Origin of the sequence: Pseudotamlana haliotis, from assembly GCF_008806375.1 — a bacterium.
Taxonomy (GTDB): domain Bacteria; phylum Bacteroidota; class Bacteroidia; order Flavobacteriales; family Flavobacteriaceae; genus Pseudotamlana; species Pseudotamlana haliotis.
Map to the genome: position 1 here is coordinate 142,753 of NZ_WAAT01000046.1, position 18,613 is coordinate 161,365.

Annotated in this window: 17 protein-coding genes; 5 read left to right on the top strand and 12 right to left on the bottom strand. The window is 36.4% G+C overall.

All coding sequences use genetic code 11. The annotated features are described in order from the left end of the window. Positions 1 to 3: 3 nt before the first annotated feature. Positions 4 to 735: a metallophosphoesterase family protein gene (locus F6U93_RS10885; RefSeq protein WP_191963505.1), complete on the bottom strand. Its 732-nt coding sequence runs from the start codon at positions 733 to 735 to the stop codon at positions 4 to 6. A 247-nt stretch (positions 736 to 982) separates the two neighbouring features. Between F6U93_RS10885 and F6U93_RS10890 the strand changes: the two genes are divergently transcribed. From F6U93_RS10890 to F6U93_RS10905, 4 genes are all read left to right on the top strand, one after another. After that, positions 983 to 2,290, top strand: a complete 1,308-nt coding sequence (locus tag F6U93_RS10890) for an NAD(P)/FAD-dependent oxidoreductase (protein WP_150939698.1) — start codon at positions 983 to 985, stop codon at positions 2,288 to 2,290. A 12-nt stretch (positions 2,291 to 2,302) separates the two neighbouring features. Then, the gene (locus F6U93_RS10895; protein ID WP_150939700.1) at positions 2,303 to 3,904 is read left to right on the top strand and encodes a 4Fe-4S binding protein; all 1,602 of its coding nucleotides are present in this window, start codon (positions 2,303 to 2,305) and stop codon (positions 3,902 to 3,904) included. Between the two features lie 110 nt (positions 3,905 to 4,014). After that, positions 4,015 to 4,707: a glycosyltransferase family 2 protein gene (locus F6U93_RS10900; RefSeq protein ID WP_150939702.1), complete on the top strand. Its 693-nt coding sequence runs from the start codon at positions 4,015 to 4,017 to the stop codon at positions 4,705 to 4,707. Continuing rightward, positions 4,704 to 6,191, top strand: a complete 1,488-nt coding sequence (locus F6U93_RS10905; protein ID WP_150939705.1) for a cellulose synthase family protein — start codon at positions 4,704 to 4,706, stop codon at positions 6,189 to 6,191. Before F6U93_RS10900 ends, F6U93_RS10905 begins: the two co-directional genes overlap by 4 nt. Positions 6,192 to 6,313: 122 nt before the next feature. On the opposite strand, the gene F6U93_RS10910 is transcribed toward F6U93_RS10905, so the two are convergent. Then, a complete protein-coding gene (locus F6U93_RS10910; RefSeq protein WP_150939707.1) occupies positions 6,314 to 6,505 on the bottom strand; it encodes a hypothetical protein in 192 nt (63 codons plus the stop codon). Positions 6,506 to 6,509: 4 nt separating this feature from the next. After that, positions 6,510 to 6,878, bottom strand: coding sequence for a DUF2085 domain-containing protein (locus tag F6U93_RS10915; RefSeq protein WP_150939709.1), 369 nt, complete (start codon positions 6,876 to 6,878; stop codon positions 6,510 to 6,512). Between the two features lie 196 nt (positions 6,879 to 7,074). Here F6U93_RS10915 and F6U93_RS10920 point away from each other — a divergent pair, with 196 nt between their 5' ends. Beyond that, positions 7,075 to 8,541, top strand: a complete 1,467-nt coding sequence (locus F6U93_RS10920; RefSeq protein WP_150939741.1) for a mannosyltransferase — start codon at positions 7,075 to 7,077, stop codon at positions 8,539 to 8,541. A gap of 194 nt (positions 8,542 to 8,735) precedes the next feature. Here F6U93_RS10920 and F6U93_RS10925 read toward each other — a convergent pair whose 3' ends face one another. From F6U93_RS10925 to F6U93_RS10965, 9 genes are all read right to left on the bottom strand, one after another. Further along, the gene (locus F6U93_RS10925; RefSeq protein ID WP_150939711.1) at positions 8,736 to 8,957 is read right to left on the bottom strand and encodes a hypothetical protein; all 222 of its coding nucleotides are present in this window, start codon (positions 8,955 to 8,957) and stop codon (positions 8,736 to 8,738) included. 80 nt (positions 8,958 to 9,037) lie between these two features. Further along, entirely contained in the window at positions 9,038 to 9,346 is a 309-nt protein-coding gene (locus tag F6U93_RS10930; RefSeq protein WP_150939713.1) for a hypothetical protein, read from the bottom strand. Between the two features lie 42 nt (positions 9,347 to 9,388). After that, positions 9,389 to 10,924, bottom strand: coding sequence for a bifunctional GNAT family N-acetyltransferase/carbon-nitrogen hydrolase family protein (locus F6U93_RS10935; RefSeq protein WP_150939715.1), 1,536 nt, complete (start codon positions 10,922 to 10,924; stop codon positions 9,389 to 9,391). A 1-nt stretch (position 10,925) separates the two neighbouring features. Further along, the gene (locus tag F6U93_RS10940) at positions 10,926 to 11,900 is read right to left on the bottom strand and encodes a deoxyhypusine synthase family protein (RefSeq protein WP_150939717.1); all 975 of its coding nucleotides are present in this window, start codon (positions 11,898 to 11,900) and stop codon (positions 10,926 to 10,928) included. Further along, positions 11,890 to 12,828: an agmatinase gene (gene speB, locus F6U93_RS10945; RefSeq protein WP_150939719.1), complete on the bottom strand. Its 939-nt coding sequence runs from the start codon at positions 12,826 to 12,828 to the stop codon at positions 11,890 to 11,892. Before speB ends, F6U93_RS10940 begins: the two co-directional genes overlap by 11 nt. Beyond that, positions 12,818 to 14,215: a type III PLP-dependent enzyme domain-containing protein gene (locus F6U93_RS10950; protein WP_150939721.1), complete on the bottom strand. Its 1,398-nt coding sequence runs from the start codon at positions 14,213 to 14,215 to the stop codon at positions 12,818 to 12,820. The genes speB and F6U93_RS10950 overlap by 11 nt, the downstream gene beginning before the upstream one ends. A 1,261-nt stretch (positions 14,216 to 15,476) precedes the next feature. Next, entirely contained in the window at positions 15,477 to 16,334 is an 858-nt protein-coding gene (locus F6U93_RS10955; RefSeq protein WP_150939723.1) for a pseudouridine synthase, read from the bottom strand. A 142-nt stretch (positions 16,335 to 16,476) separates the two neighbouring features. Further along, the gene (locus F6U93_RS10960; protein WP_150939725.1) at positions 16,477 to 17,379 is read right to left on the bottom strand and encodes a geranylgeranylglycerol-phosphate geranylgeranyltransferase; all 903 of its coding nucleotides are present in this window, start codon (positions 17,377 to 17,379) and stop codon (positions 16,477 to 16,479) included. A 52-nt stretch (positions 17,380 to 17,431) separates the two neighbouring features. After that, positions 17,432 to 18,361 carry a mevalonate kinase family protein gene (locus tag F6U93_RS10965; RefSeq protein ID WP_150939727.1) on the bottom strand — a complete coding sequence of 310 codons (930 nt, stop codon included), beginning with the start codon at positions 18,359 to 18,361 and terminating at the stop codon, positions 17,432 to 17,434. Between the last annotated feature and the right edge of the window lie 252 nt (positions 18,362 to 18,613).

The window sequence follows — 18,613 nt, forward strand, 5'->3', positions numbered from 1 at the left end:
AATTCAACTCTTATTTCTACCGGTTTCATTAGGGTATAAGTCTGGTAAATTATCACTTTGCACAAACGCTTTGGTGTCAACATTCATAGCGGTTACGCGACCTTTAAAAGCGGCACCGGTGTCTATATTCCAAATATTCATGGCATTCATAGGCACCTCAACACCAAAATTGGTGGTTGGAGTATGACCGATAAACACTTCTTTGTAAAAAGTTAGGCGTTTTGGATAAATAGGGTCATTCTTGTCGATATCAGGTTTCATCGTTAATGCCATTTCCCATAAAGTACGGTCTAAATAGAAATAACGCTTATCAAGCTCATGCTCTACCCCTTTTACCGAGGTAAATCCGGCATGAAGAAATAGACGATTTTCATCATCCAAATGATATAAAGGCATGTTTTCAAAAAATGCTAAATGTGCTTTTTTATCTTCTTCAGAAAATCCACTATAACTTTCCATAGTTTCCTTTCCGCCGTGCATGTACCAGGTTTGGTTCACTTCACCAGAACGCAACCATTCTTCTGTCCAAACATCATGATTTCCTTTAATACACACGCAATTCACTTTTTGAGAAAGCTCAATTAAAAGCTGTACCACTTGGGCTGCTTCACTCCATCCGTCAACATAATCGCCAACAAAAATAAGTTTGTCTTCGTCTTTAACTTCAACTTTATTCAGTACTTGAGTTAGTGCTCTTAAGCCACCATGAATATCTCCAATTGCAATTGTGCGCATTATAAAATCTATTTTCAGCAAAACTAAAGGTTTCTAAGAAGAATATTAAATGGCTTGGTTAAGTAATTATTATTTTTTTGAGATTACACACAAAATATGACATATCGAATCACGTTCGACTTCACCGTAATTTTCATAAGACACACGATAAAGTTGAATATTTTCAATTAAAAGTTCAACTAAATGACATTCTGCTGTTAAGTTATTACCTTTAACTTCGACCCAATACAGCATAATCTAAAAATCCATGGAAGAACATATTGTTATTATAGGAAATGGGATATCTGGCGTTACGGCAGCTAGGCATATCAGAAAATTATCCGATAAAAAAATTACAATTGTTTCTGCTGAAACCGATTATTTTTTCTCCAGAACAGCCCTGATGTACATTTACATGGGACACATGACATTTGAGCATACCCAGCCTTATGAAAACTGGTTTTGGGAGAAAAACCGAATCAAATTAAAAAAAGGCTACGTAAAAACGGTTGATAGCGACTCTAAAACCCTTCATTTTGAAGATGGCGAGTCTTTAAATTACGATAAGCTCATCATAGCCACAGGTAGCAAACCTAACAAATTTGGCTGGCCGGGGCAGGATTTAAAAGGTGTTATGGGACTGTATCACAAGCAAGATTTAGAGAACCTAGAGAAACATGCTCCAAATAATAAAACCTGTAAACGCGCGGTAATTGTTGGTGGCGGGTTAATAGGCATTGAGTTAGCCGAAATGTTGAATTCTCGTAATATCCCGGTGACTTTTCTAGTGCGAGAAAAAAGTTTTTGGAACGGTGTTTTACCAAAAGGTGAAAGTGAAATGGTAAACCGTCACATTAAGAACCACCACATCGATTTACGTTTAAACACGAATTTAAAAGAAATTGTTTCAGATGAAAATGGTCAGGTGAAATCGGTTATCATCGAAGAAACCGGTGAAGAAATTCCTTGTACAGTCGTGGGACTCACAGCTGGGGTTTCTCCGAATATTGATTTCCTTAAAAACTCCAATATTGAAACCAACAAAGGCGTACTCGTAAATCGTTTTTTAGAAACCAATATTCAAAATATTTACGCCATTGGTGATTGCGCCGAGCAAAAAGAAGCTATTGATCAGCGCCCGCCTATTGAATCGGTTTGGTACACCGGCCGCATGATGGGTGAAGTCTTAGCCCAAACCATTTGCGGGAATCGCATGGCTTACAACCCTGGGCACTGGTTTAACTCAGCTAAATTTTTAGACATCGAATACCAAACTTATGGCTGGGTACACGGTTTAAAAGGCAGACTAGATTATGAACAACATTTTCACTGGAAACATCCTGATGACACGAAATGCATCACCATCGCCTTTCATGAAAACACACATCAGTTTTTAGGAATTAACACTTTTGGCATTCGTATGCGTCACGAAACATTTGACCGCTGGCTTACTGAAAAACGCGATTTAGATTATGTGATTACATATTTAGCTGAAGCCAATTTCGAACCTGAATTTTATAAAACTTACGAAAAAGACATACTTGAATCGTATAAAAACCAATTCCAAACGGCATAATTAAAACCACACATGAGCGATAAACAAAACCATAGCATGTCTTTAACTACACCTGAAACAAATGCGCTTTCAGGAAAACAAAAAGCCGCTGTTTTTATTGGTACCTCTGGGCTTTTCATTTTAATATTGGCTATTTTCAACACCAATTTCCCAAATAAAACATGGTTCTTAAGTTTGGCCTTAGGACTTATTGCTGCTGGAACCATTCTTTTTTCAAACAGTTTGTACCTCAACAAAATGGAAGGCATCAAAAATGATGGTGTCTGGTTTAAGTCACTCACCTCAAGAGGCGTTTTGGCTTGGATTACCGGCATAATTTTAACCGGTTTTTATATTGTACTTTACTTTTTTCCGCAGTATTTAGGTCAAGGCAGTAATGGCGAAGCGAATAGCGGACTCATAGCGCTATTTGACCCCTTGAGTTTTCTGTTGAGTGGTAGGCCGGCCAGCCAATGGTTTGTTTATGGTACGCTATATACTTTAGCTATTCTAATTTTTGGTTATAAATACATTTTAAAATACCGCCACAACCGCTACCAGCAATTACGAACGGTTTCGGTGATGTTTTTTCAATTAGCATTCGCCTTTCTTATTCCCGAATTTATGGCGCGCTTAAATGAAAGTCCCGATTATAGTTTACCATATTATGATTTAAAAAGCATGTGGCCTTTAAACTATTATTTATTTGATGGCTGGTCTATAAATGGTTTTCTTTCTTCAGGGTATTTAGGTCTAGGTCTTTTAATTTTTGGTGTACTTTCCATATTTGTGGTTTCACCCATTTTAACCTACAAATACGGAAAACGTTGGTATTGCTCTTGGGTTTGTGGTTGCGGTGGCTTGGCCGAAACTGCCGGTGATTCCTTTCGCCAATTAAGTAGCAAAAAATTATCTGCATGGAAACTAGAACGCTGGCTCATTCACACGGTTTTGGTATTTTCAGTGATTATGACCACGGCCGTCATATATTCTTATTTAGGAAACGACCCTAACAAATATTGGATTTCACGCCCCACTTTCCTTATTGGAGTTGGTGTATTATTAACATTGGTTTTCGCACTCACTCTTATTTTCAAGCGTCACGAACTTGGTAAAGATGCCAAATACGGCGCCTTAGGTTTCTTTGTGATTATTGCAGCGCTATTCGCGATGCATTATACTGGAACAAGCGACAAATTATTTCTCGTAAAATCGAGCAGCTTGCGTTCTGCGTATGGTTTATATATTGGCTCAATATTTTCTGGTGTAGTTGGCACGGGCTTCTACCCGATTTTAGGGAATCGCGTGTGGTGCCGATTTGGTTGCCCGATGGCAGCCATTTTGGGGTTTCAACAACGCTTATTTTCAAAATTTAGGATTACCACCAATGGCGGACAATGTATTTCTTGCGGAAATTGTTCTACCTACTGCGAAATGGGTATTGACGTACGTGCCTATGCTCAAAAAGGTGAAAACATTGTGCGTTCAAGCTGTGTAGGCTGTGGGGTTTGTTCGACGGTTTGCCCAAGAGGTGTTTTAAAACTAGAAAACGATAGTATGAATGGACGCATCAATGCCAATGACATTTTATTAGGTAATGATGTTAACTTGATGGATTTAGTAAACCAAAAATAGAAACAAAATCTATATAAGTCACTGTTAAAACGTTAGCTATTTCGGTGTAACTCCAAAAATATGTTACATTTGCGACAAACTTAACCTAAATACTAACCCAAAGTCCTGCAATGACTCTAATAAAAGTCATTATTCCTGCCTATAACGAAGCCGATTCTATTGGTCTCGTCATTAAGGCCATTCCTGAGGTGGTTGACGAAATTATTGTGGTGAGCAACAACTCTACCGACAATACTGAAGTCAATGCCAAAAAAGCAGGCGCCACCGTGTTATCTGAACCCAAAAAAGGCTACGGATATGCTTGCTTAAAAGGCATGCAACACATTGCTAACCAACCTACCAAACCTGATATTGTTGTTTTTCTTGACGGCGATTACAGTGATTACCCCGAAGAATTAACGAAAATTGTCGCTCCAATAATTGATAATAACATCGATTTTGTTGTCGGGGCTCGTGTCAAAAACCTTCGAGAATCAGGGTCTATGACCACTCCACAAATTTTCGGGAATTGGCTTGCGACATCACTAATGGCGCTGTTTTTTAATTCTACTTTCACTGACCTAGGCCCCTTTAGAGCGATGAAGTACCCCAAACTTTTAGCTCTCAATATGGAAGACAAAACCTATGGGTGGACGGTAGAAATGCAATTAAAAGCCTTGAAACGAGAATTTTCATACACAGAAGTCCCTGTAAACTACAGGAATAGAATTGGTGTCTCAAAAGTGTCTGGTACAATAAAAGGTGCTATATTTGCAGGCGCAAAAATCCTGGGTTGGATTTTTAAATACAGCTTAAAAAAATGATTTTAGAAACCTCAATAATAGTAATTTATAGTATTTCGTTGCTGCTTATTTTCATGTACGCTTTAGCACAGCTAAACTTACTTTTCAACTACTTATCGTCCAAAAAGAAGGAGGATGATTCGCCTAAACTGGATTTATCCAATGAAGACGAAGTCCCTTTCATTACCATACAACTTCCTGTATATAACGAAATGTATGTGATGGAACGCCTATTAGACAATATTGTTGAATTGGAATACCCTAAAGACAAGCTTGAAATTCAAGTTTTAGATGATTCTACCGATGAAACTGTTGTAAGTACTAGAAAACAAATTGAAAGACTTCATGCTACAGGCATTGACATCACACATATCACACGAACAGACCGCGTAGGCTTTAAAGCTGGAGCCTTAAAAGAAGGTTTAGAAATTGCTAAAGGTGAGATTATCGCGATTTTCGATTCTGATTTCCTTCCGAAAAAAGACTGGTTAAAACGTACCGTTCCTTATTTTAAGGATGAAGCTATAGGTGTGGTTCAAACACGTTGGGGACATATCAATAGAAATTATTCTATTCTAACTAAAATTCAAGCTTTCGCTCTTGATGCGCATTTCACTTTAGAGCAAGTAGGCAGAAACAGTAAAGGACACTTTATCAACTTTAACGGCACCGCTGGTTTATGGCGTAAAACCTGTATTATTGATGCTGGAAACTGGGAAGGCGATACCCTTACTGAAGATTTAGATTTAAGTTACCGTGCCCAATTAAAAAACTGGAAATTCAAATATTTAGAAGATGTTGAAACACCTGCTGAACTGCCAATCGTAATAAGTGCGGCGCGTTCGCAACAATTCCGTTGGAATAAAGGTGGTGCTGAAAACTTTAGAAAAATGCTTAAGCGCGTGATTTCTTCTGATATTTCAGCAAAATCAAAAGTCCACGGCTTACTACACTTATTAAACAGCACCATGTTTTTAAACGTGCTAATTGTTGGTATTTTAAGTATCCCGATGTTGTACATCAAGAATGAATATGCCCACTTAAGACCGTACTTTTATGTCATGAGCTTCTTCGTGATGAGTACCATTATCTTTTTCATTTGCTATTGGTTCATGTATAAAAACACTTATGGAAGTGGCTTTAAAAACTTCATTAGATACATTGGTATGTTTTTCGTGTTTTTCTCCATTGCAATGGGCTTTTCGTTACACAACTCCATAGCGGTTATTGAAGGTCATCTTGGTAAGAAATCAGAATTTATTCGTACACCAAAATTTAACATCAGCAAATATAAAGACAACTGGAAAAGCAATAAATACATGGCAAAGAACCTATCAGTGAATGTTATTTTTGAAGGTTTATTGATGCTGTATTTTGCGTTTGGTATGTATAGTGCCTTTACCGTAGGAAATCAAGGTGGTGATTTTGGGTTATTTCCATTCCACACGATGCTTTTCGTTGGTTTTGGCTATGTATTCTTTAAGTCTTTACGTTCAAAGGTATAAACTAGATCATCTAAATAACATAAATAAGCTGCTATATTGTTTGATATCGCTGGGCATTCTATTTAATAAAAATGTACCAATCCAAACAGTATAACAGCTTATCTTTTAAGCTACAGAATTAATTACCCGTTCATTACTGTGCTGATGATTGAGAGAAGAATTCCAACGCCAACACCCCATAAAGCAAAATTACATGCTGCTTTAGACTTTGCTGGACTGCTAGTTTTATAAACGAAATAAAGTATTGCTCCTACAATAGGTAAAAGAAATGAAATAATTTTTATTCCTAAATGTGATGAATTTGGTTCTTCCATAATTTTAATTGATTAGTGTTAATATTAGTTTTCCTATATAAATTCCTATTAATGACGCCATAGACATACTTCCTACTCCAGTAATAAGTCCTGTTATGAAGCGTCTTTTATTATTACTTTCTACATCAAAATAAGCTTGAATCGCCCCATCTAAATAAGCGGGTATCACCATTAGCAAAGACCATATAAGCGGAATTTCAATCAAGCCGAAAATAAAAAAAGGCAGAACAAAATACCCCACTTGTATTCCCGTACACCTCGCGCAAATGGGGAATTGCTTCCCTTTAAAAAAGAACGAACGCTCGGGCAATTGGTGACAAAGAGTAAAATGTAGTTTTGTTTGTTTAAGCTTTAAATCTTTAATCCTTTTCATTGGTTTTGGTCTCTACGTCCTAAAACGAAACAGCATGCAGACTTAAAAATAAGCAATATTTTTAACAAGAACCTCCCAAGTTTACAAATAACTTCCCCTTAAAACTAAAAAACCATCCTCCCTACCTATTAACGTGATATATAATTTGTCTTAATACGGGTTAAAACACCCTAAAAAATTGCAGTATATTTACTTCATGCTATTCCCTGCTATTTTTAAGCTAAAAAAAACACCATTACGATTAGTCACATTATGTTTTATAACATATTGGGCTTTTGCTTATAACTTAGTTCGAACTGACTACGTTAAACTGATTGGTCTTTATGCAGCGCTTTTCTATTTATTTTATAAACTGGTTCAGCTTTTAAAAGGAAATACAAAAGCACTCACCTATTTAGCCTTTGCGTTTCGTGCTATTTTTATATATGCCATTCCCAACCTATCACAAGATTTTTACCGCTTTATTTGGGACGGACGCATCATTTTTGAAGGCATTAACCCCTATTTGAATACGGTAAATGCGCTTATCGCGAAAGGAGATGTTCCCGTGGCTCAAGCCTTAGAATTACAAAAAGGTATGGGTGATTTAAACGCCAGTCATTATTCAAACTACCCACCCTTAAATCAACTTTGTTTTACAATTGCAGCCTTATTTTCTAGTCAGAACATCCTTGGGTCGGTCATAGTCATGCGAGTGCTGATTATTGCTGCTGATTTTGGAACCCTTTACTTCGGAAGAAAACTGCTTGAAAAACTAAATCTCCCAACATATCACATCTTTTGGTACATTTTAAATCCGTTCATCATCATAGAACTTACCGGAAACCTACATTTTGAAGGGGTCATGATTTTCTTTTTAATATGGAGTCTTTATTTACTACACCTAAAGAAATGGGAATGGGCAGCTGTAATGTTTGCGTTGTCAATCTCAGTAAAATTGATGCCTTTAATTTTTCTACCGCTTTTTTATCAGTGGTTTGTTAGGCCTTCAACTTCCACAGCGAAACCTATATCTATTGAAACATCAGAGGCTTGTCCGAATTCAAAAATCATAAACGCAGATGCTGCACCAAATAAACAAAATACTTTCAGAAAGGGCCTCTTTAACCTCATCAAGTTCTATAGCATAATAGGTCTCTGTACCCTTTTACTTTTTGCTCCTTTTTATTCTTCAGAATTCATAAATAATTATGCTGCTACCGTGGCCTTATGGTTTCAGAATTTCGAATTTAATGGCAGCTTGTATTATATCGCTAGAACCATTGGCTATAGTTTTCGAGGCTATAACGAAATTGCTTTTATAGGCAAAGGCATTGCTATTTTGGTCGTTTTAGTCGTTCTCGTGCTTAGCTTTTTCAGGCAAAACAAAACCACTGTTCAGCTTATCACTGCGATGCTTTTCGCTCTATCATTTTACTATTTTACAGCCACTACCGTACACCCTTGGTACGTTGCTACGCTTTTAATTTTATCGGTTTTTACGAAGTACAAATTCCCTTTGGTTTGGAGCTTTATGATTATATTAAGTTATTTGGCTTACCTCAACATTAATCAAGCCGACAAATCGGAGAACTTATGGGTGATAGCTCTAGAGTACAGTGTGGTTTACGGGGTGTTTATTTGGGAGCTTTTTGTGAAGACGGAAGCGAAAAAATTTAGATAATTGCTTCTCGGCTCTGCTCGAAGATCGTCATGAATCATCAATTTAACAGGAGTGGAGTCGAGAATATTTCTGACTAGCGAAAATCAGTAAAATCTGTGTCTAAAAAAATCCTCTTTGAGTCTATGCGAAACCTCAGCGCAGCTCTGTGTTACAACACGTAGGAGTAAGCAACCAAAAACCAATAACTAAAAAATTTACAGCGGCTTCAAGCTCTCTACACGATAATACATCTCATCATCAACTTCATCTTCCACGAAAGTGATTTTAAAATCTCGATCGATAAGCGTTTTATCATTTTTTAAATCGAATTGTTTTAAAACACGAGGATGCACATCTTCAAAAGCAAGTTCCTCGCCATTTTCAAACCAAAAATTGTAATAACCGTTTTCGTAGGACTTAAAAGCGGCAGTTCTCATAATATTAAATTAATTATTATTGCTTATTGTATATTTATTTATTGCCAATTTCGGTTATGAGCCTGACAAATGAAAAATCACTAATCTTCGTCGGTAACCTCAGGTGGTTGAACGGCTTCGGGATCATTATTATCAAAATCTTCGTAATCATCCTCGTCATAGTTTTCCATAGTTATAGCCAGCTTGGTACTCACTTTTACCAAATACTTGGTATCCGCAGTGGTTACTTCTACAGCCTCAATAATTTCATTGTGCTGATTTCTAAAAGAAATGATTTGATCTTCATCATAACCATCTGGGTAGCGCTCAACCAACAGTGCTAAAATCTCTGGTGTTAACTTTTTAAAATCAACAATGACACGTTTTAAATTATCATTTCTATTTTTCATTTTTTAAGGGTAAAGTGTTATTTAGTTTCAAGCTTAAATATACTATTTATCATTTTTAATACGAATAACATCGTAAAAATCTTTTCTTCTATCTTTTAAATTTTTAACCGCTCCAAAGGAATGTAATTCTCTTAGCAAACTTAAATCGACATCGGCAACCAGAATCATTTCGGTATTGGTGGTCGCTTCAGCTTTAATCCCGTTACTAGGAAATGAAAAATCACAAGGTGTGAATACGGCTGATTGGGCGTATTGAATATCCATGTTATTTACATTAGGTAAATTCCCCACACTTCCTGAAATCGCCACATAGCATTCATTTTCTATGGCACGTGCCTGGGCACATAAACGCACGCGAGAATAACCATTTTGCGTATCGGTTAAAAACGGAATAAACAAGATATCCATTCCTTCATCGGCTAGCAAACGAGCCAATTCAGGAAATTCTGAATCGTAGCAAATAAGGATTCCAATTTTACCACAATCGGTTTCAAAAGTTTGTAATTTGTTACCGCGCTGCATGCCCCAAACTTTAGCTTCATCGGGTGTTACATGGATTTTCTCATAACGTTCAAAACTTCCATCGCGACGGCATAAATAACCAACATTATACAACTTATCATCGACCACCTCCGGCATAGACCCAGAAATGATATTGATGTTATAAGAAATAGACAATTGCTTCAGTTGATTGACGATTGTCTCCGTGAATTTAGCTAATTCTCGAATGGCATCAGGTTCATGCATGTGATTAAACTCCGCCATTAACGGTGCGTTAAAAAACTCTGGAAACACGGCAAAATCTGATCGGTATGCTGCCACACTATCAATGAAGTACTCTACCTGTTGCATGAGGTCCTCTAACCCCTTGTAAGGGCGCATTTGCCATTGGATTAAACCTAAACGCACCACGGTTTTCACCGTACTCGCCTTTTTATTTGGTTTGGAATAATAGATATTATCCCACTCCATTAAAACGGCGTACTCATTTGATGCGGTATCGCCTTCAAGGTAATTTTTTAATACACGTACCGGATGAAAATCATTTGAGATCTGGAAGTTTAAAACCGGATCATGAATTTCCTTGCGCTTTACTTTTTCAATGTATTGCTTAGGCGTTAAATCTTTATGCAGATGGTAATTGGGCATTCTTCCGCCAAAAACAATACTTTTTAGATTTAGGTTTTCGCAAACTTCCTTTCTATAGTCGTAAAGACGACGCCCTAAACGTAAACCTCGGTATTGTGGTTTTATAAACACATCAATGCCATAAAGCACATCGCCATTGGCATTGTGGTTTTTAAAAGAATCGCCCGCAATAATATCTTCATAAGTATGCTCATCATCAATCGTATCATAATCTACAATTAGCGATAAAGCACAGCCAGCAATATCTCCATCCACTTTAATAACCACCTGTCCCTCTGGGAACATGGTGGTTAAATCAAGAATGTGCTGTTTTTTCCAATATGAATTAAGCACCCCTGCATATGACTCTAAAGTCGCTGCTTTCAGCTCTTCAAAATCATCAACCGTGAGGTACTTTAGCTCTATATTTTCAATGTTATTGAGGTCCATCTTACTGATCTAATAAATAAGCGAAAATTAATGGCGCCACAATAGTCGCGTCACTTTCTATAATAAACTTAGGCGTATCAATATCTAATTTCCCCCAAGTGATTTTCTCGTTAGGCACAGCCCCTGAATACGAACCGTAACTGGTTGTAGAATCACTAATTTGGCAGAAATAGCTCCAAAATGGTGTATCGGTACGTTCCATATCTTGATACAACATAGGCACCACACAAATTGGAAAATCGCCAGCAATACCACCGCCTATTTGGAAGAATCCGATACCATTTTCAGAATTATCGGTGTACCAATCGGCTAAAAAGGTCATGTATTCTATACCAGATTTCATGGTGCTTGCTTTTAACTCGCCTTTTAAAACGTAGCTTGCAAAAATATTCCCCATCGTACTATCTTCCCAACCTGGGCATACAATAGGCAAGTTTTTTTCCGCGGCAGCGTACATCCATGAATCTTTTAAATCGATTTCATAATACTGCTCTAAAACACCAGACAATAACATTTTGTACATGTATTCATGTGGTAAATAGCGTTCGCCTTTAGCTTCAGCTTCTTTCCAAATATCAACAATATGACCTTGTAAACGACGGAAAGCTTCATGCTCTGGAATACAAGTATCAGTCACACGGTTTAAGCCTTTTTCTAACAAATCCCATTCCTCTTGTGGCGTTAAATCACGGTAATTAGGCACACGCTTGTAATGTGAATGCGCCACTAAATTCATGATATCCTCCTCTAGGTTTGCCCCTGTACAAGAGATGATTTGCACTTTGTCCTGACGAATCATTTCGGCAAAACTTTTACCTAACTCTGCCGTACTCATCGCACCAGCTAAAGACACTAACATTTTAGCACCAGACTCCAATTGCGCCTCGTAACCTTTTGCTGCATCAACCAAAGCTGCTGCATTAAAATGTAAATAATGTTTTTCTATAAATTGTGAAATTGGTCCTTTAGTACGCATCGTTATCGGTAAATTTTGAAATATTAGTTTTTTGTTTTGAATTGTCGAAGGCATTATCATAATCATCATCAACGCCTTCGTCTATAAATTTATAGCTTAACATCTTGTAATACAACTTAGCAGCTAAGAAATCTGATGATTTTTCTTTTTTATTAGGGCATAACTCCACAATATCAAAGCCTACCACATTTTTCTCTGCAAACACTTGTTTTAAGAACTCTAAAGCTTCATACCACAGTACACCTCCTGGTTCTGGCGTTCCTGTACTAGGCATAATCGAAGGATCGAAAGCATCTAAATCGAATGTGATAAACACATTATCTGTCATTTGATCTATAGCTGAATCCATCCAAGAATCATCCATGGCCATTTCATGAGCGAAATAAGTTTTCTCTTCATCCATAACTGTTTTTTCCATCACATCCATAGAACGGATACCCACCTGAATTAAGTTGGTCGTTTGGCTCGCCTCGTACACCGCACAGGCGTGATTACAGGTACTTCCTTCGTATTCTTTACGCAAATCGGCATGCGCATCAATATGCAGCACCGTTAAGCTTGGATACATATCGTTAAAAGCACGAATGGTTCCTATAGAAATAGAATGCTCACCACCAAAAATGGTTACAAACTTGTTTTTCTTTATATATTTTTTAGTGGCTTTATGCACCGCTTCAACCATCGCTTCTGGCGAGTCATTTTCGGTAACCGCGTCGGCTAAATACACCCCTTGTTGGTATACTTCTGTACCAGTTTCAATATCATAAAGCTCCATATTTTCAGAAGCCTCTAAAAAAGCTTTCGGACCTTTATCTGCCCCTTTTTGCCATGTGCTGGTACCATCATAAGGTACAGGAATTAAAACGATTTTTGCGTTTTCTAATTTCCCTAATTCTTCTGGAATTCCAGCGTAGGTTTTATTGCTCATAACCTAAAATTTTAAGTAAGTCTTCACTTTTTTGTTGTTCACTAAATAATTTTGTTGTGATGTTTCCATCTTCATCCCTATCGATTAACACATGCTTTGGCGACGGAATTAAACAGTGTTGTAGTCCGCCAAAACCACCTATAGTTTCCTGGTAAGCACCTGTGTTAAAAAAGCCTATATATAAAGGTTTGTCTTTGTTATATTTTGGCATATATATCGCGTTCATGTGCTGCTCACTGTTGTAATAATCATCACTATCACAGGTTAAACCTCCTAACAAAACACGCTCGTAGCTATCCTGCCAACGGTTAAGTGCCAACATAATAAAACGCTTGTTAATCGCCCAAGTATCTGGTAATGTTGTGATAAACGATGAGTTAATCATGTTCCACTTTTCACGATCGTTTTGTTGCTTTTGGTATAACACTTCGTAAATCGCACCACCGCTTTCGCCTACTGTAAAACTTCCAAATTCAGTAAAAATATGTGGCACATCAACTTCCTCTTCCTCACAGGTTAATTTGATTTGATTGATGATTTCATCAACCATATACTCATAATCAAAATCGAAAACCAAGGAGTTTTTTATAGGGAAACCACCACCAATATTTAAGCTATCTAACGACGGACAAATCTTTTTCAAACTTGTGTAAACCTTTAAACATTTTAAAAGTTCGTTCCAGTAATAAGCCGTATCGCGAATGCCTGTATTGATAAAAAAATGTAACATTTTAAGCTCAACCTTTTCATTATTGGCAATCTGATTTTTATAAAAAGGCACAATGTTTTTATAGCCAATTCCTAATCGCGAAGTATAAAACTCAAATTTTGGTTCTTCTTCCGAAGCAATTCGAATCCCTACATTAAATTTGCCATCAATTTCTTGCGACAGCAAATCAATCTCCTCGTAATTATCAATAATCGGAATCGCATTTTTATGTCCGTTATTAATCAATCTCGCGATATTGGTTACGTATTGCGCACGTTTAAAACCATTGCTAATTACAAACGTTTCATCTGTAATTTTGCCTTCAGCTTTTAGGCTTTCAACAATATCAATATCGAAAGCCGAAGAGGTTTCAATATGAATATCATTCTTTAAAGCCGTATCTAAAATATGCTTAAAGTGCGAACTTTTTGTACAATAACAATAGTTGTAACGCCCTTTATAATCATGTTTGTCCATCGCATCGGCAAACCATTTTTTGGCACGCCCAATGTTGTTAGAAATTTGCGGTAAATAGGTGAATTTTAAAGGTGCACCGTACTGTTTGGTCAACGCCATCAAATCGATATCATGGAAATGCAGCTGGCCTTTATCAACCTTAAATTCTTCCTGAGGAAAATCATAAGTTTGATTGATTAAATCAATATATTTAGTATTCAATGTATTTATTTTAAAAAGTTAAAGATGTCAAGCGCAGATTAACTGCACGTTAAGTCAATAAAAAATAAATACTATCAAATCTGGATTTCCTTCTCGGTAGTAGGCACAAAGCCGTATTCATGCTGAATCGCATATATGGGTGATACGGAAGTTAGCTTTAAAATTCGGTCGCTTAATCTGTAAGCTGCTTTTGAATATGACTTCCTAATTTTCAAAAGCCCGAACATAGAAACACAGTTCAATTTGTTCAGCTAAATAGACTGCAAATGAAAAACAAAAAATTGAATTACAAACTTTTTTTGTGTTTTTTTTACAAAAAAAATAAGCTACTGGTTTTTGAACCCTACTAACTGACTTCTAAACCTTTAACTCTTCTGATATTTGGGCGTTACCACAGCCACCACGCCATCCAACGCTCGTGGTCGGGCTATCCGTTGCAATCTTTTTAATTTTGAAGTTTCTACTGTCTTGTGAACAGACTAACAATTACCAACCAATTTTTCCTTTTACAACCATAGGTCTATTTAAAAAGGATTTTCACTACTATCCCTAACGCGGGGGTTGGTTGTTGGTTATTGGTTATTGGTTATTGTATAAGACCCTTCAGATTTTTGAAACCTGAAGGGTCTAAATGCTTAATTCACAAACATTAAAGTCAATAAAAATTTCAACACTACGGTGTGAGTAAAAGTTTAAGCCTATAGTCTAAAGTAAACTACGTCTATCTTAGTGCCTCTTTGCGAAGCTCTGTGTCACAACAACTTTCAATGAAACAGATTCTCCGGTGCTTCCTCCCGCTGAATGACAGCAAAAAAAAACTGTTCAACCTTCGAAAAGATTGAACAGTTCTAGACTAACCAAACATTTTATGAAAAACGAACCACCATTTTACATTAACACTGCAAAGTTGCATAAAAGGTAGCATGTGTTTTATGATAAATGTCATAATCCCGTGTCCATGCTGTTAAAAATGCGTTAAAGCCTTCTGAATAAATCTTAAAATGGGCAAAAAAAACCTCCTAGTATACGGATATTAACGATACTAAAAGCTTTAAGAGAAAAGAAAGTGTTTTTAGCTTGTTTACGGCCAATAATTACAGCCTAGTGGTAACATGCGTTTTGGGTAACTATAAGACCCTTCAGGTTTTTGAAACCTGAAGGGTCTGAATCATCGTTAAAACTTAAAATAAACTCCGTGTTACTCTGCGCCTCTTTGCGAATCTCTGTGTTATAACAACACTCGACACTAAAGAGAAAAAAACTATAGCATTTTCAAAGTATTAAGCTCTTGCTCGGTAAGGTGTTTCCAGCTACCACGTGGGATATCCTTCTTAGTTAAGTGTCCAATAGCCACACAATCTAAACTGATAATATCGTATTTAAAATGTTCAAAAATAGTACGGATAATCGTGTTACCCGTGTTTTTGATTTTTAATCCAACTTCTTTTTTTGAAGCGCCATCGATATAACTAATTTCTTCAACTTCAATTAATTTTCCTTCAGATTTAAAACCATCTTGAATTCTTTTCAAGTCTTCAAGTTTCAAGTTTTTATCTAATTCAACATGAAATAAACGTGGCACCCCATGTTTAGAATTTGTGAATTTAGCAGTAATAGCATCGTCATTAGTAAACAATAACAAACCTTTAGAATTTCTCCCTAAACGCCCTATAGGCTTAATTCTTGAATTGGTCGCGTTAGCAACTAAATCCATTACCGTTCTACCTTTTCCTTCACTGGTTGTTGTTGCAAAACCTTTAGGTTTATTAAGCAGTACGTAGGCTTTTTTCTCCGGATTAATACGTGCACCGTCATAGCGCACCTCATCTCCGGGTTTTACTTTATATCCCATTTCGGTAATGACTTTACCGTTTACAGCAACCAATCCTGTAGCGATATGCACATCGGCTTCTCGACGTGAGCACATCCCCGCATTGGCAACATATTTGTTTAACCTAATTTCATCAGGATTTCCTGATTTTTTAGGTGCTGGGTTTTTAGGTTCTGTATTTGATTTTTTAATAGGCGCATTTCCTCTTGCATAACTTGTAGAACGTGTGTTTCCACTTCCGCGTCCCGATGGCTTTCCTTTTCCTTTACTCCCTTGTTGTCTGTTCATGACTTAAAAATTTTATGCAAAGATATACTTAAAATTAGGACTTCTTAATGAAGATGAAATATTTGTGTGTTTATTAGGTATGGAAACTTAAAAATGACTGTATTTCAGAAAACACAAAGCTAAATCAAAGCGTATTAACGACTTAAATACGATTTAAAATCACCTGTACATCAATAAGTAAAATACTAAAAACTCCAGCTAGAATTATAAATTTCAAGATGTTATGCAGAATTAAATAATGTAGTTTGGCATTCGATTTCCATAACAACACCAAAAACACCAACAGCAAAAAAGCACTTAAATAAAAGAATAAATCCATGTGCCCCACATCATATTTAAACAACAAAAAATAGGCTGGTACTAGGGTTAAAACTGCCATTACGGTGAGCATGATTTTCGATACCTTTTCTCCATAAGCCACAGGAATCGTGACATAATTTTGTGCAATATCGCCTTTTATATTTTCAAGGTCTTTGGTTAACTCCCGCATGGAAATCATTAAAAATAAAAAGACGGCATGAACAAAAATGACCGTCTCGAAATTTTTGTAATACATGAAAATGGCGAAAAACGGTGTAATAGTCAGTATCGCAGAGGTTAAATTACCAATAAAAGGTAGTTTTTTCAACTTGTGAGAATACAACCAAATTCCAAAAATGTAAATAGAAAAGAAGATAACCGCTCTAAACGATACATAACTTGCCATAACCACAGCTAGAAAATTCAGCACAAAATAAAACGACAATTTCGTGTTCTGACTCACCAATTTATCCAAACGCGATTTTATAGGGCGATTGATTAAATCTTTTTCCGAATCGTAAAAATTATTGATGATATAGCCACCTGCAATGGTGGCCGAAGATGCCAAAACTAACATCAGTAAATTAAGGTCTGAAACCACCGCCTTTACAGGCGTATCGTGAGCCAAGATATAAACCGAAGTTAGATACTGCGCAATCATAACCACCAAGATGTTATAACCGCGAACTACAGAAAACATACTAAAAAATTTAAGTAGAATGTGCTTCTGTCTTCGATTTAGCATAAAAAAATAGTATTGGGAGTCCCTTTGCTTATACTCAGACTAACCGAGAAATTTAGAAGTTATAAACCACTTCAAGCTTATAATCACTCAATGATTTTTGGGCTTTTTCTATATCCTCTGTAAAACCGAGAATATAACCACCACCGCCAGAACCACAAAGTTTTAAGTAGTAATCGTTTGTATTAATCCCATTTTCCCAAAGTTCATGAAACTGTTGCGGAATCATAGGTTTGAAATGACTTAATACAATTTTAGACAGCTGCTTGGTGTTTTTAAACAATGACTTGACGTTTCCTTTTAAGAAATCGTCTACACAAGCATCGGTATGTTTAATAAACTGTGTTTTAAGCATATTACGGAAACCTTCTTGCTTCATGTTTTCCATAAACAAGCTCACCATAGGAGCGGTTTCTCCAATAATACCACTATCAATTAAAAACACAGCGCCTTTACCTTCACTTTGTTGTGCGGGAATACCTGTAGCTTCAATATTATCTTTGGAATTGATTAAAATTGGAATGCTTAAATAACTATTTAAAGGATCTAATCCTGAAGATTTTCCGTGGAAAAAAGATTCCATAGTCGAAAAAATCGATTTCAGTTTTAATAGTTTCTCTCTGGTTAAGTTTTCTAGAACCGTAATTTTATCAAAAGCATATTGGTCATAAATCGCTGCAACCAAGGCACCACTGCTTCCTACACCATAGCCTTGAGGAATAGAAGAATCGAAATACATTCCTGAATTTACATCTTCCAATAACAATGCATTATCAAAACGCACCAAGTCTTCATCGATATCCTGAATGTATTCAGCAAAACGTTTTAAGCTCGCGTTTGATTCTATAGCCGCTTCTGAAGGATTTTCAGACTTCTTTAAAGCGCCATTGTAAAAGTTATAAGGAATTGATAAGCCTTTAGAATCTTTGATGATTCCGTACTCGCCAAAAAGTAGAATTTTAGAATAAAATAAAGGTCCTTTCATATATTCAATTAATAATTCATAATGAAAAATTAATAATTTTTCTCGATTCAACATTTTAACGAACCTCTATAAAAGCTTCAACATCAAATACGCAGCAAAGATAGTTAGAAATTTTTAAATAGGTTCTACTTTCTATTGTAGCATCTAAGAGTGGTAGCAAAAAGGCGATGATTGGTTCGTGACAGTTAATAATGAAAAATTAATAGTGAAAAGTGAAAAATTGTACGTCCCTGATATAGGTTGACCATAAAG